At 72.4% G+C, this 14,022-nt stretch carries 13 protein-coding genes; 10 read left to right on the top strand and 3 right to left on the bottom strand.

All coding sequences use genetic code 11. The annotated features are described in order from the left end of the window. Positions 1 to 187 precede the first annotated feature (187 nt). The 8 genes from AB0E88_RS13325 to AB0E88_RS13290 all read left to right on the top strand — a co-directional run bounded on the left by AB0E88_RS13325 (position 188) and on the right by AB0E88_RS13290 (position 8,983). Positions 188 to 2,407 (top strand): hypothetical protein, encoded by a 2,220-nt coding sequence (locus tag AB0E88_RS13325; protein ID WP_361628716.1) that lies wholly within the window; start codon positions 188 to 190, stop codon positions 2,405 to 2,407. A 170-nt stretch (positions 2,408 to 2,577) separates the two neighbouring features. Next, a complete protein-coding gene (locus AB0E88_RS13320) occupies positions 2,578 to 3,504 on the top strand; it encodes an ABC transporter ATP-binding protein (RefSeq protein ID WP_361628713.1) in 927 nt (308 codons plus the stop codon). After that, on the top strand, positions 3,501 to 4,241 hold the full coding sequence (locus tag AB0E88_RS13315; protein WP_361628710.1) for an ABC transporter permease: 741 nt from the start codon (positions 3,501 to 3,503) through the stop codon (positions 4,239 to 4,241). Before AB0E88_RS13320 ends, AB0E88_RS13315 begins: the two co-directional genes overlap by 4 nt. A 5-nt stretch (positions 4,242 to 4,246) precedes the next feature. After that, positions 4,247 to 5,437, top strand: coding sequence for a histidine kinase (locus AB0E88_RS13310; RefSeq protein WP_361629293.1), 1,191 nt, complete (start codon positions 4,247 to 4,249; stop codon positions 5,435 to 5,437). After that, complete coding sequence (locus AB0E88_RS13305; protein WP_361628707.1) at positions 5,434 to 6,048, top strand: response regulator transcription factor; 615 nt, start codon at positions 5,434 to 5,436, stop codon at positions 6,046 to 6,048. The genes AB0E88_RS13310 and AB0E88_RS13305 overlap by 4 nt, the downstream gene beginning before the upstream one ends. A gap of 199 nt (positions 6,049 to 6,247) precedes the next feature. Next, positions 6,248 to 7,753, top strand: coding sequence for an MFS transporter (locus AB0E88_RS13300; protein WP_361629290.1), 1,506 nt, complete (start codon positions 6,248 to 6,250; stop codon positions 7,751 to 7,753). Positions 7,754 to 7,865: 112 nt separating this feature from the next. Further along, a complete protein-coding gene (locus AB0E88_RS13295; protein WP_361628704.1) occupies positions 7,866 to 8,720 on the top strand; it encodes a helix-turn-helix transcriptional regulator in 855 nt (284 codons plus the stop codon). After that, a complete protein-coding gene (locus AB0E88_RS13290) occupies positions 8,717 to 8,983 on the top strand; it encodes a DUF397 domain-containing protein (protein ID WP_361628701.1) in 267 nt (88 codons plus the stop codon). The genes AB0E88_RS13295 and AB0E88_RS13290 overlap by 4 nt, the downstream gene beginning before the upstream one ends. 7 nt (positions 8,984 to 8,990) lie before the next feature. On the opposite strand, the gene AB0E88_RS13285 is transcribed toward AB0E88_RS13290, so the two are convergent. From AB0E88_RS13285 to AB0E88_RS13275, 3 genes are all read right to left on the bottom strand, one after another. Further along, positions 8,991 to 10,154: an acyltransferase gene (locus AB0E88_RS13285; RefSeq protein ID WP_361628698.1), complete on the bottom strand. Its 1,164-nt coding sequence runs from the start codon at positions 10,152 to 10,154 to the stop codon at positions 8,991 to 8,993. 235 nt (positions 10,155 to 10,389) lie between these two features. Further along, positions 10,390 to 11,253 carry a transglutaminase-like domain-containing protein gene (locus AB0E88_RS13280; RefSeq protein ID WP_361628695.1) on the bottom strand — a complete coding sequence of 288 codons (864 nt, stop codon included), beginning with the start codon at positions 11,251 to 11,253 and terminating at the stop codon, positions 10,390 to 10,392. A gap of 7 nt (positions 11,254 to 11,260) precedes the next feature. Beyond that, entirely contained in the window at positions 11,261 to 12,268 is a 1,008-nt protein-coding gene (locus AB0E88_RS13275) for a GNAT family N-acetyltransferase (protein WP_361628692.1), read from the bottom strand. 140 nt (positions 12,269 to 12,408) lie between these two features. Here AB0E88_RS13275 and fdxA point away from each other — a divergent pair, with 140 nt between their 5' ends. Next, entirely contained in the window at positions 12,409 to 12,729 is a 321-nt protein-coding gene (gene fdxA / locus AB0E88_RS13270) for a ferredoxin (RefSeq protein WP_361628689.1), read from the top strand. A gap of 109 nt (positions 12,730 to 12,838) precedes the next feature. Next, the gene (locus AB0E88_RS13265) at positions 12,839 to 13,942 is read left to right on the top strand and encodes a bifunctional succinyldiaminopimelate transaminase/glutamate-prephenate aminotransferase (RefSeq protein WP_361628686.1); all 1,104 of its coding nucleotides are present in this window, start codon (positions 12,839 to 12,841) and stop codon (positions 13,940 to 13,942) included. The last annotated feature ends 80 nt before the right edge of the window (positions 13,943 to 14,022 follow it).

The following is a 14,022-nucleotide window of genomic DNA, read 5'->3' as shown; positions in this document are numbered from 1 at the left end:
GTCCCCTTCGCCACGGCGTCCTCGTGCGAGTCCCGTGTGGGTTTCCCCAGCGGTCGTGGGATACGGGTCAGAAGTGGCCAGTATGGTGGTGCGCGCCGCCGAGCCTCCCCCAAGCTCTTCCGAGCCGGGGGGACACCCCAGCGAAGGACGATGACGCGGGCGGCGGAGCCAACCGGGAGAACCTGCCTTGAGTCGTGAAACTGACACTCCGTCCTCCGGTCCCAAGGGGCGCGGCGGAGCCGCCTACCCCTCGGGGACTCCGCCGTACGGAACCCCGACGGCTTCCGGCGACGGTACGGATGCGGGCCGAGCGGGCACGCAACCGGAGGAGAAGAAGACCGAGACGACGCTGACGACCCGGATCCGGATCAACATCCCAGGGTCCCGGCCGATTCCGCCCGTCGTCGTGCGCAAGCCCGTCGGCGACGGGGACGCCGCCGAGGCCGAGAGCGCCGAGCCGCAGTCCGCGGCCGCCGCCCCGTCCGCCGGCAGCGCCGAGGCGCCCGCCGAGTCCGCGCCGCAGGCGGAGGAGAAGACCAGCGACTGGTTCGCGCCCCGCAAGTCCGGGGCGCCCAAGGGCGGCCAGGGCGCACCGGCCGGCAACGCGGCGCCTGCGCCCGGCGGTTCCGGCACCCCCACGGCTGGGGGACGCCCCGGTGGTGTGGTCGGCTCCATGAGCGTGCCCGGCGGCCCCGGCGCCAACGGCTCCGCCCGCCCCGGCGCCAACGGCTCCTCGCGTCCCGGCGGGACCAACGGCTCCGGCCTGCCGGGCGCCGGGCGCCCGGGTTCCGGCTCCGGCCTGTCCGGCGCCACCGGCGGCCCGGTCGCGCCCGGACACGGCGGCGGCACCGGCTCCTTCGACGTCACCGAGGCGCTCGCCGCGGGTCCGCTGGGCAGCTCGGCGCGCCCCGGCACCGACGCGCCCACCCGCGACGACCTGCCGTACTTCGCCGAGCCCGGGGACGACCGCGCCGACTACGACACCCCCGGCGGCCCGGGCGGCGGTCCCGGCGGCAGCACCGGCTTCAACGGCCCGAACGGCCCCGGAGCGCCCGGCGGCCGCGGCCCGCAGGGTCCCTCGGGCCCGACCGGAGGCCCGGTCACCGGCGACGGCCCCGTCCTGCCGCCGGTCCCCGGCGCGGCCGGCCCCGGCCCCGGGACCACGCCGCCGGGCGTGCCCGGAGTCTGGGCGCCCGGAACCACCCCCGGTGTCGGACTGAGCGACGACACCGCGATCCTCACCCCGCAGAAGCCCGCCCCCGAACCGCCCGACGGCGGCTACGGCGGGCAGCCCCACGACAACGTCTCCGGCCACACCGTCACCAGCGGCATCCCCGTGGTGCCGTCCGGCGACCGCGGCACCGGCCCGTTCGGCGCGGGCCCCGACGCCCCCCTGGCGCCGACCCCGCCGAAGCTGCCCGAGCCCGTCGCGCAGAACGCGCCCGCCTCACGCCCGCCGAAGAAGAAGGGCCGCAGGAAGCTCCCGCTGCTCGTCGGCGGCGTGGTCGTGCTGGCCGCCGGCCTCTACGGCGCCGGGCTGCTGATGAACCACTCCGACGTGCCCAAGGGCACCACCGTGCTCGGCGTTGATATCGGCGGCGGCACCCGCGACGAGGCCGTCAAGAAGCTCGACGAGGCGCTCGGCAAGGGGGTGAACGAGCCGCTGAAGCTGTCCGTCGACGGCTCCACGGTCACCCTGAAGCCGGACCAGGCGGGGCTCCACTTCGACGAGGACGCCACGGTCGGCGCGGCCGCGCAGAGCGACTACAACCCGGTCTCCGTCATCGGCTCGCTGTTCGGGCAGCAGCGCCAGGTCGACCCGGTCATGCCGGTCGACGAGGAGAAGCTCCAGGCCGCCCTGGAGAACGCCGCGGGCGGCTCCGGCTCGATGACCGACGGCACCATCCGCTTCGAGGCCGGCAAGGCCGTCGCCGTCTACGGCAAGCCCGGCAAGGGCATCGACGTCGAGCGCTCCAAGCAGGCGGTCGAGCAGGCGTACCGCACGCAGGTGGAGACCGGCGCGACCACGCCCGTGCGGGTGGCGACGACGAACCGGCAGCCCACGGTGTCCAACACCGAGGTGGACCGGATGATGAAGGAGTTCGCCGAGCCGGCGATGTCCGCCAAGGTCACCGTCATGACGGACGCGGCGCACAAGGTCGCCTTCAGCCCGCAGAAGTCGCTGTGGAAGTTCCTGAAGGTCAAGGCCGTGGGCGGCAAGCTCGTCGACTCCTACGACGAGGCCGCTCTCAAGGAGCTGTACGGCAAGACCTTCGACGGGGTGCTGATCGCCCGCGCGAACGGCCAGAAGACCCCGGTCACCGTCCAGGACGTCTACGGCGCCCTGCGGCTGGCGCTGAAGAGCACCACCAACCGGGTCGCCGTCATCTCCACCGACCCCAGCTGACGGGCCACGGACCCCAGCGGACCGCCCACGACGGGGGCGCACGGCACACCGCCGGGCGCCCCCTTCGTCGTATGCCCCCGCTTGTCACCCGCCCGGCATGACATCTGTCATCCGGCACTGCGGACGGCCGACACTGCCGGGGCCGCCGTCCGCGCGGCGACGATGGGGGCATGACGACGACAGCGACGGCCACCGCCACACCGGTGGTGGGTTTCGACCAGGTGAGCAAGGCATACGGGGACGTACGGGCGGTGGACGGGCTGTCCCTCGCGCTGCACCCCGGCGAGACCGTGGCCCTGCTCGGCCCCAACGGCGCCGGCAAGTCGACCACCCTCGACCTGCTGCTCGGCCTCAAGCAGCCCGACGCCGGCACGGTCCGCGTCTTCGGCACCAGCCCGCGCGACGCCATCGTCGCCGGGAAGGTCGGCGCGATGCTGCAGAGCGGCGGCCTGATGGACGAGGTCACCGTCGCCGAACTGGTCCGCCTCGCCTGCGACCTGCACCCGCGGCCCTACCGGGTCTCGGACGTGCTGGCCCGGGCCGGGGTCGCGAACATCGCCGACCGCAAGGTCAACAAGCTCTCCGGCGGCCAGGAGCAGCGGGTGCGTTTCGCCCTCGCCACGGCCGGCGACAGCGACCTGATCGTCCTGGACGAGCCGACCACCGGCATGGACGTCACCACCCGCCAGGCGTTCTGGGCGACCATGCGCGAACAGGCCGACCAGGGCCGCACGGTGCTGTTCGCCACGCACTACCTGGAGGAGGCCGACGCCATCGCCGACCGGGTGCTCGTGCTGCACCGCGGCCGGCTGCTGGCCGACGGCACCGCCGCCGAGATCAAGGCGAAGGCCGGCGCGCGCCGCGTCGCCTTCGACCTCGAGGGCGCCATCGACGAGACCGCCCTGCACGGCCTGCCGTTCCTGACCTCGCTGGACGTGTCCGGCCAGACCGTGCGCATCCAGTCCACCGACGCCGACGCCACCGTGCACGCCCTGTACGGCCTCGGCCTCTACCCCCGCAACCTCGAAGTCGCCGGGCTCGGCCTGGAGCAGGCCTTCGTCGCCATCACCGCCGCCGAGGAGGCGAAGACCAAGTGAACAGCCTGATCAAGCTGGAACTCACCCGCGCCCTGCGCAACCGCAAGTTCCTGTTCTTCTCCGTGCTCTACCCGTCGCTGCTGTTCCTGATCATCGCGGGCAGCGCCGACAGCACCACCAAGGTCGACGGCAGCGGGCTGACCCTGCCGACGTACATGATGGTCTCCATGGCCTCCTTCGGCGCCCTGACGGCCGTGCTGATGGGCAACAGCGAGCGCATCGCCAAGGAGCGCGAGAGCGGCTGGGTGCGGCAGCTGCGGCTGACGACCCTGCCCGGGCGCGGCTACGTGCTCGCCAAGACGGCCAGCGCGGCCGTGGTGAGCCTGCCGTCCATCATCATCGTGTTCGTCGTCGCCGCGGTCGTGAAGGACGTCCGCCTCGACGCCTGGCAGTGGCTCGCCCTGACCGGCTCGATCTGGGCCGGCAGCCTGGTGTTCGCCGCGCTCGGTGTCGCCCTCGGCTACCTGGCCAGCGGGGACGCGGTGCGGCCGATCACGATGATCACCTACTTCGGCCTGTCCATGCTGGGCGGCCTGTGGATGCCGACGACCACCTTCCCGCAGTGGCTGCAGGACATCGCCAAGTGGCTGCCGACGCACGCGTACGCTGCCCTGGGCAGGTCCATCGAACAGAGCCAGGCCCCGCAGAGCCAGGACATCGCCATCCTCGCCGTCTTCTTCCTCCTCTTCGCGGGTGGAGCGGCGTGGCTGTACCGGAAGGACACGCTGAAGGCGTGAGCACCATGACGGCGGACCACCAGGGTGGGGACGACTCCGAACGCACCGTGCGGCTGGGCTGGCCCCCGCGCAACCGGCGCGAGATGTACGTCAAGATCATGTGGATCGGCGTCTGGCTGGTGTTCCTGGCCTCACCGGTCGGCGACCTGGTGGCCGGCCACCACACCGGCGCGGCGACCGCCGCCGGTGCGGTGGGGCTCGCCGCCTTCGTCGCGGCCTACCTGACGCTGGTCTTCCGCAACATGGGACGGCCGTTCTCGGCGCCGCTCGTCGTCTCGCTGACCGTCACCCTCGGCGTCCTCGCCCCCCTGCTGTCGTACACGCTGGGCAGCGCCTGGCTGGGCCTGTTCGTCTACGTCTCGGTCGCCTGCGGGGCCACCCTGCCGCTGCGCGCTGCGTACTGGGCCGTCCCCGCGGTGGCCGTGGTCATGTACCTGGTGGGCCTGCACTCCAACGAGAAGGAGGCGCGCGGCCTGTTCCTGCTGGTGCTGCTCATCGGGTTCGCGATGAGCGGCGTCGGCCAACTGGTGCGCACCACGATCGAGTTGCGCAAGGCGCGGGCCACCGTCGCCCAGCTCGCCGCCAACGAGGAGCGGCTGCGTCTCGCCCGCGACCTGCACGACCTGCTGGGCCACTCGCTGTCCCTGATCACGCTGAAGAGCGAGCTGGCCGGCCGGATGCTCCCCGGACAGCCCGACAAGGCGGCCCAGCAGGTCGCCGACATCGAACAGGTCAGCCGCCAGGCGCTGGTGGACGTCCGCGAGGCCGTCACCGGCTACCGCCGCCCGCGCCTGGCCGCCGAGATCGCCGGCGCGCAGGTCGCGCTGACGGCGGCCGGGGTGAGCGCCGATCTGCCCGCCGAACCCGATCTCACCGGCCTGGTCGAGGAGAGCGAGGCGGCGCTCGCCTGGGCCTTGCGCGAGGCGATCACCAACGTCGTCCGGCACAGCGGTGCCCGCCGCTGCGTCGTGGAGCTGACCCGGCACCAGACCCTCGACGGGCCCGTGCTCCAGCTCACCGTCGAGGACAACGGCGGCGGCGGCTCCGGCGCGGGTCCCGGCAACGGGCTCACCGGCCTGACGGAACGTCTGCAGAAGGCCGGCGGCACGCTGGACGCGGGGCGGTTCAAGCACGGATTCCGGCTCGTCGCCCGCGTACCGGCCGGTACTGCCCGGGACGTAGGATCCGGGGCATGAGCCCCACGATCAAGGTCCTGCTGGCGGAGGACCAGTCGATGGTCCGCGAGGCCCTGGCCGCGCTGCTCGGCCTGGAGGAGGACATCGAGGTCGTCGCGCAGGTCGCCCGGGGCGACGAGGTGCTCCCGGCCGCCCGCGAGCACGACCTCGACGTGGCCCTGCTCGACATCGAGATGCCCGGCATCACCGGCATCGAGGCGGCGGGCCTGCTGCACCGCGAGTTCCCGGCGCTGAAGCTGGTGGTCCTCACCACCTTCGGCCGCCCGGGATACCTGCGCAGCGCGATGGAGGCCGGCGCCGACGCCTTCCTGGTCAAGGACGCGCCCGCCGCGCAACTCGCCGCCGCGGTCCGCAAGGTGCTGGCCGGCGAGCGGGTCATCGACCCGACGCTCGCGGCCGCCGCGCTCGCCGAGGGCGCGAACCCGCTGACCGACCGCGAACGCGAGGTGCTGCGCGCGGCGGCCGACGGCTCCACCAACGCCGAACTGGCCGCCGCTCTGCATCTGTCCCAGGGCACGGTCCGCAACTACCTCTCGACGGCGATCCAGAAGCTGGCGGTCCGCAACCGGGCGGAGGCGGTGCGGATCGCGCGGGAGAAGGGCTGGCTCTAGATCCGCCGCCGGCTCGTCCGGACGCTCCCGACAGGTGTGACGAGGCGTCCACCGGGCAGCAGACGATCGCGGGTGGATAATGGCCCGAAATCGTCCCCCAAGTGGTGTTTGCGGTGATCTGATGCGCAACGGCTCTGCCCCGCCGCCCGACCGGAACCGGCCCGTCCCCGGCCGCGGCGGCCACCCGGCCACCGACCGGATGCTGCGGACCCTGCTGCGCCGGCGCAAACAGGTCCTGGCGCCCTCCGACGTCACCGTCACCGACCGCCCGGCCGTGCGCCGCGCGGTCTCGGCGGCCGCGATGGGCAACATGATGGAGTGGTTCGACTTCGGCGTGTACGCCTACGTCGCCCCCGTCCTCGGCAAGGTCTTCTTCCCCTCCAGCTCACCCGGCGCCCAGGTGGTGTCCACTTTCGCCACCTTCGCCGCCGCGTTCGTGGTCCGCCCGCTCGGCGGCATCGTCTTCGGCCCGCTCGGCGACCGCATCGGCCGTCAGCGCGTGCTCGCGGCCACCATGGTGATGATGGCGGTCAGCACGTTCGCCGTCGGCTTCCTGCCCTCGTACGCGGCCGTCGGCTTCGTCGCCCCGCTGCTCCTGCTGGTCTGCCGCCTCGTCCAGGGCTTCTCCACGGGCGGCGAGTACGCGGGCGCGACCACCTACATCGCCGAGTACGCCCCCGACACCCGGCGCGGCTTCCTCGGCAGCTGGCTCGACTTCGGCACCTTCGTCGGCTACGCCCTCGGCTCGGCCCTGGTCACCGGCCTGACCGCGGCCCTCGGCAGCGGCGGCATGCAGGACTACGGCTGGCGCATCCCGTTCCTGGTCGCCGGCCCCATCGGGGTGATCGGCCTGTACGTGCGGCTGAAGCTGGAGGAGACCCCCGCCTTCCAGCGCGAGGCCGAACTCGCGAACCAGGAGCGGGCCGCCCAGCGCGCCGCCGACGGCGAGGACCCGGTGGAGGAGGCCCGCCAGTCCGGCCACGGCCGGCTCAAGGACATCTTCGTCCACCACTGGCAGGCGGTCCTGATCTGCATGGGCCTGGTCCTGCTCTACAACGTCACCAACTACATGGTGACGTCCTACCTCCCCACCTACATGACGGCGACTCTCGGCCAGGACGAGAACACCGCGCAGCTCCTGGTCCTCGGCACGATGATCGTCGTCGCCCTCACCATCACCACGGTCGGCCGCTCCACGGACCGCTGGGGCCGCCGCCCCGTCTTCATGGCGGGCAGCGTGGCCCTGATCGCTCTCTCGATCCCGGCGTTCCTGCTGATCCGCCAGGGCGGCATCCTCGGCCCCGCGATCGGCTGCCTGATCCTCGGCCTGCTCCTGGTCTGCTTCGCGGGCACCTCGGCCGCGACGCTCCCCGCCCTCTTCCCGACCCGCATCCGCTACGGCGCCCTGTCGATCGCCTTCAACGTCTCCGTCTCCCTCTTCGGCGGCACGACGCCCTTGTTCACCTCGGCCCTGGTGACCGGCCTGGACGACAAGATGATCCCGGCGTACTACCTGATGGGCGCGGGCGTCATCGGCCTGCTGTCGTCGCTGGTCCTGTACGAGACGGCCGGCCGCCCCCTGCGCGGTTCGGGCCCCATGGTCGAAACCCCGGAACAGGCCCGCCGCGTGGTCGCCGAAAGCCGCACGGAGGCCGGCCGCCGGGCGAGGGACGTGTGGGTACGGATCCGCAGGAGGCCGCGCTAGCCTCCGGCCCGGACACCGGGTTTCCCGATTCCCGTCACTGCGTGTGGCCGCACCTCGCTACCGTGATGCGTCACGAAGCGATCGCTCACGGTGACCGCCTGAGGGGGTTGGCATGTCGGTGGACGTCGAAGTGGACGGACCTGGCTGGGAAGTGGACCCGGACGACGACTGGGCTCTGGCCGTCATCGCCACGGTGGGGCGGCAGTTACGGCTCAGGCGCGAGGCCGTCGGGATGAAGGCCGGCGAGTTCGCGACGGCCGTCGGATACGGCGAGGACATGGTCTACAAGATCGAGCGCGGGGAACGCATCCCCCGGCCCGAGTACCTCGACAAGGCGGACGAGGTGCTGGGAGCGGCGGGCCTGCTCGCGGCCATGAAGGAGGACGTGCGCAAGGTCCGCTACCCGAAGAAGGTGCGGGACCTGGCACAGATGGAGGCGCGGGCGGTCGAGATCGGCGTCTACGAGTGCTCCAACATCGCCGGTCTGTTGCAGACGCCCGACCACGCCCGGGCGCTGCTGGAGTCCTGGCAGCCCGCCTACTCGCCGGAGGACCTGGAACGGCGGGTTGCCGCCCGCATGGCGCGCCGCGCCGTCTACGAGCGTTCGCCCGCGCCCGCGCTCAGCTTCGTGCTGGAAGAGGCGACGCTCCACCGCAGGGTGGGAGGCACAATGGTGCGGCGACAGCAGTTCGAACGCCTGCTGGAGGTGGGCCGGTTGAGCAACGTGACGCTTCAGGTGATGCCGATGGACAGCGTGGCTCACCCCGGTATGAGTGGCACGATCGAAGTGCTCAAGTTCGAGGACGGAACGGCGGTGGCGCGCTCGGACGGAGCGTTCAGCGGCCGTCCGATCACCGACCGGAAGCAGTTGCGCATCGTTGAGCTGCGGTATGGCACCATCCGGGCGCAGGCTCTCCCACCTCGGGAGTCACTGGCGCTTATCGAGAAACTGCTGGGAGAAACATGATCCGCAAGCCCACCGCCGGGGACGCCTCCGAACTGTCCTGGTTCAAGAGCACTTACAGCAGCGGCCCCGACGGCGACTCCTGCGTCGAAGTGGCGTACGCCTGGTTCAAGAGCAGCTACAGCAGCAGCAGCGAGGGCGACTCCTGCGTGGAGATGGCCACCACCCCCGGAACCGTCCACGTGCGGGACTCCAAGAACACGGCCGGCCCCCGCCTCACCTTCACGCCGGAGGCGTGGACCGGGTTCGTGTCGCTCGTCGGCTGAGCCCGCGTCACCGCCGGCCGGCCGCCACCTCGGCGGTGCGCTGCTGCGGCACGTGCCTTCGGACGGGCCGGGAGAGGGTGGGCCTGCCGCGGCGGCCCTTGCCGAGGTCCTTCCACCGCAGGGCGGGGCGTTCGACGAAGTGCCAGGAGGCCGCGGCGAGCAGCAGGGTGAAGACGAGGGTCAGCGCGAGGTACGCGCCGATGCCCCACCGGGTCCAGCCGAGAAGGGCGAGTGTCTGCTGCACGGGGAAGCCGTAGATGTAGATGCCGTAGGAGTAGTCGTTGCGGGCGCCGATGCGGCGCAAGGGTGCCGGCAGGCGGACGGCGAGCCAGACCAGCAGATAGGCGAAGGCCGGTATGCCGACGGTGAAGAGATAGCCGTAGTGCAGGCTGCCGACCAGGACGACGAGCGACGCGACGCCCAGCGGGTCGCTGACGGGTATTCGATGCCGGGCGACCTCGACGAGCGCGCCGAGGCCGAAGGCGAAGCCGAGATAGATCATGAAGCTCGGGTTGACCTGACCCACCAGAGGCAGCCGGAAGTCGTGCAGATAGTGGGAGGCGTACTGGCCGGCCCACAGAGGCTGCCGGCTCGCGTGCCGAACGACCAGCCAACCGAGCACCGCCGTGACGACCAGAACGGCACGGCGGGCGCGGCTGAGGATGCCGGTGACGGCGAGCACGGCCACACCGAGGTAGCAGAGCACCTCGTAGTGCAGGCTCCACAACGCGCCGTTGAAGGAGATCGCGTGGGTGCGCCCCGCCGAGCGCGCGTCGGTCATGACGTGCGAGATGTCCTGCTCGTCCGTCGACAGACCCCAGTCGGCGCGCAGGTAGTCCAGCGGCCCGTGGGGGCCGTTCAGGCCGTGCAGCGTGGAGTGCAGGCGCCAGTACAGCAGGGGCGCGAGGACGAGCGCCGTGACGCTCACGCACACCCAGAAACCGGGGAGGATGCGCAGCATCCGGTGCCAGAGGAAGCGGCCGACGGTCAGCCGGGCGCCGCTGCGGGTGACGAGAATCCCGGACAGGACGAAGAAGCCGTAGACGGCGAGCTTGCCGAGGTCGACCTGCCCGCCGCTGAAATGGTGCAGGTACTCCGTACCGCCGTATCCCAGGACCCGGGCGTGAGAGACGACCACGGCCAGCGCCAGGCACAGCCTGAGCAGCCCCATACTGTTGTCGCGACCGGTCAGAAGCTCCGCGACGGTGCCGTGCGACCACCGAAGCGCGAACCCGCGATGCATGCTTTCCCCGTTTTGTGCGTGTGGGCGATGATGGGTCGAGAAATCCCCTGGGCTCGCGCACATGCGTCCCTGGTCAAGTGGCGTGTGCGAGCCGGAGCCGCGGCGTAAGAGTGCTGAACAGCGGGGGAGGTTCCCGTTCCGGGTCGGCTGCGGTGGACGGCCGTCAGTTCAGCAACGCCCGTGCCGCCCGTGCCTCGCCGCGCAGCTTTTCCGCTGCGGTTTCGTCCACCGCCGCCACCACCTCCGCGTACGCCTCCAGCTCCTTCGCGCCCTCGGTGAATTCGCCGCGGCGGATCAGGGTTTCCGCGCGTTCCTGGCGGAGGCGGGCCGGGTGGGAGGGGAGGAGGAGGGAGAGGTCCACCGCCCACAGGGAGACGTCGGAGCGTTCCGGGCGAGCCGCCGCCCAGGCGCGGATGTTGTTCAGGATGCGCAGGACGACGTCCAGGGGGTCGGCGGGGGTGAAGTGGGACGGGTCCGGCGTGGTGCCCGTCGCGCCGACGACCAGGAGTTCCGCGTCCGGGCCCGTCAGGACACGGCCCCGGTCGAAGGGGTCGGCGAGGACCTGGTCCGTCTCGGGGCCGAAGCCGACCACGAAGTGACCCGGCAGGGCCACGCCGTACACGGGCGCCCCGGCGCGGCGCGCGACCTCCATCCACACCACCGACAGCAGGATCGGCAGGCCCCGGCGGCGGCGCAGCACCTCGTGCAGCAGCGACGACTCCAGATGGTGGTAGTCGCCGGGCGTGCCGTGGAAGGCGAGGCGTTCGCCGAGCACGCGGTGCAGGGCGGCGGCCCAGTCCGCGGGCCCACCGGGGCGGAACGGAAGCTGCCCGGCCAGCTCGTCCAGTTCCATCTGCGCCGCGTCCATGCCGGCCTCGTCCAGCGAGCCGTCCGCCACCGCGCCGATCAGCAGGCACAGCGCGGCCAGGTCGGGCCGCTCGGCACGCGCCTCGGCGGCGAACCGGCGGTGCAGCTCGGCGGCACGGTCGGGCGGCGGAGGGTACGGAGGAGGGAACAGGGGGCGCATCAAGGGATCACGCCTTTCCGGAACCCGGCTCGCGGTAGTGGTGGTACGCGTGGTGCGCCGCGAAGCCCATCCCCGCGTACAGCGCCCGCGCGCCCGCGTTGTCCGTCTCGACCTGGAGCCACGCGGCCGACGCGCCCTCGTCGAGCGCCCGGTGGGCCAGCGCGGCCATGACGGCGGTCGCCAGCCCCTGCCGCCGCCGCGCCGGGTCGACCTCGACGACCGCGAAGCCCGCCCAGCGGCCGTCCACGACACAGCGGCCGATGGCGGCCGGCGGCTCGCCCGCCTCGCCGGGGACGGTCGCGAACCACACCGACGGGCCGCTGTGCAGCACCTGGAGCGCCACCTCGCTCACCCCCTTGCGCTGGTAGCGGGCCAGCCACGCCTCGTCGGCCCGACGGGACAGCACGACCCCGGCCGGCTCGGCGAGGTCCGCGATCGGTGCCAGCCCCCCGATCCACAGCTCGGCGCTCACCTCGCGCCCCCAGCCGCGCCGGTCCAGCTCCGCGCACAGCAGCTCCTGGGTGCCCTCGGCGCCGGTCGCGGTCTGCACGTAGGCGGGCAGTCCGCGTGCGCCGTACCAGCGCCGTACCGCCGTCAGGGCGTCGTCCAGGGGCAGGCCGGGGTCGCCGAGCGGCAGCGCGGAGTTGGCCCGCCGGGTGAATCCGGCGGCCGCCCGCAGCTCCCACTCGCCGAGCCGTTCGCTCTCCAGCGGCCGCCACGCGCGCGTGGAGACCTGCGCCAGCTCCTCGTAGGAGGCGGCGGGGCCGCGGCGACGCGCCGGGGCGGCCGGGATCACCTTCCCCGCGACCAGCGAGGATTCCGCGATCCGGACAGCCGTCCCGTCCTTGCGTGTGATCAGCAGCACACCGTTGTCCCATGATGTGAGAACACCCACCGTGTCGGTGAATTTCTCCTCTGCGGCACCAGTGTCGTTCAAGCGGCGCACCGAGACCCGTTTGCCCACGTCAGCAGTGGTGATACGGACCTCGAGGCGCCCGCTGGCGGAGATTTCCACTGGTCAGTTCACCCCTCCTGTTCGGATCATGCCCAGGAACGGAGATACTAGGGGCGGGCATCGACGACGCCGCGCTCCCGCGCGCCAGGCGGCGGAGCCTGAGGAGGCCCGCCAGCGCCCTATCGAGGAGGAACGACAGCGTGACCTACGTCATCGCGCAGCCTTGTGTCGACGTCAAGGACAAGGCGTGCATCGAGGAGTGCCCGGTCGACTGCATCTACGAGGGCCAGCGGTCCTTGTACATCCACCCGGACGAATGCGTCGACTGTGGTGCCTGTGAGCCGGTCTGCCCGGTCGAGGCGATCTTCTACGAGGACGACACTCCGGAGGAGTGGAAGGACTACTACAAGGCGAACGTCGAGTTCTTCGACGAGCTCGGCTCCCCGGGCGGTGCGAGCAAGCTGGGGCTGATCGAGCGGGACCACCCCGTCATCGCCGCGCTCCCGCCGCAGAACGGCTGACACCCGGCCGCCTCTGAAGCGCCGCCTCGGTCCCGTACGGCCCGATCACCGCCGTGATCGCCGTACGGGGCCGAGGCGTTTGCCGAACCGACGAAAGCGAGCAAGACCCGTGTCCGCAGTCTCGGCACTCTCCGGCCGACTCCCCACCTTCCCCTGGGACAAGCTGGAGCCCTACAAGAAGACGGCCGCGGCCCACCCGGACGGCATCGTCGACCTCTCCGTCGGCACGCCGGTCGACCCGGTGCCCGAGCTGATCCAGAAGGCCCTGATCGACGCCGCCGACTCGCCGGGCTACCCGACGGTCTGGGGCACGCCGGCGCTGCGCGACGCGATCACCGGCTGGGTCGAGCGACGCCTGGGCGCCCGCGGGGTGACGCACCGGCACGTGCTGCCCATCGTCGGTTCCAAGGAACTGGTGGCCTGGCTGCCGACCCAGCTCGGCCTCGGCCCCGGCGACCGGGTCGCCCACCCGCGCCTGGCCTACCCGACGTACGAGGTGGGCGCCCGCCTGGCCCGCGCCGAGTACGAGGTCTACGACGACCCGACCGAGCTGGACCCCGCCGGGCTGAAGCTGCTCTGGCTGAACTCGCCCTCCAACCCGACCGGCAAGGTCCTCGCCAAGGACGAGCTGACGAGGATCGTGGCCTGGGCCCGCGCCCACGGCGTCCTGGTCTTCTCCGACGAGTGCTACCTGGAGCTGGGCTGGGAGGCCGACCCGGTCTCCGTCCTGCACCCGGACGTCAACGGCGGCTCCTACGACGGCATCGTCGCCGTCCACTCGCTGTCCAAGCGCTCCAACCTGGCCGGCTACCGCGCCGCGTTCCTCGCCGGCGACCCGGCCGTCCTCGGCCCGCTGCTGGAGATCCGCAAGCACGGCGGCATGATGACGTCGGCCCCGACGCAGGCGGCCGTGGTGGCGGCGCTCGGCGACGACGAGCACGTACGCGTGCAGCGCGAGCGCTACGCGGCCCGCCGCGAGGCCCTGCGCACCGCCCTGCTGAAGCACGGCTTCCGCATCGAGCACAGCGAGGCCAGCCTCTACCTGTGGGCCACCCGCGACGAGTCCTGCTGGGACACGGTCGCCCACCTCGCCGACCTGGGCATCCTGGTCGCCCCGGGCGACTTCTACGGCACGGCCGGCGAGACGTACGTCCGCGTGGCCCTCACGGCGACGGACGAACGGATCGCGGCGGCGGTAACCCGCCTGTCCTGAGCCGCACGCCGCCCCCCGTGCCTCACACGCAGTTCCCCGCGCCCCCAAAGGGGCGCGGGGACCTGCGCGACCAGCCACGA

The sequence above is a fragment of the Streptomyces sp. NPDC028635 genome (assembly GCF_040637635.1).
Classification (GTDB): domain Bacteria; phylum Actinomycetota; class Actinomycetes; order Streptomycetales; family Streptomycetaceae; genus Streptomyces.
The sequence above is the reverse complement of the archived record's forward strand: the minus strand, read 5'-3'. Positions and strand labels throughout refer to the sequence as shown.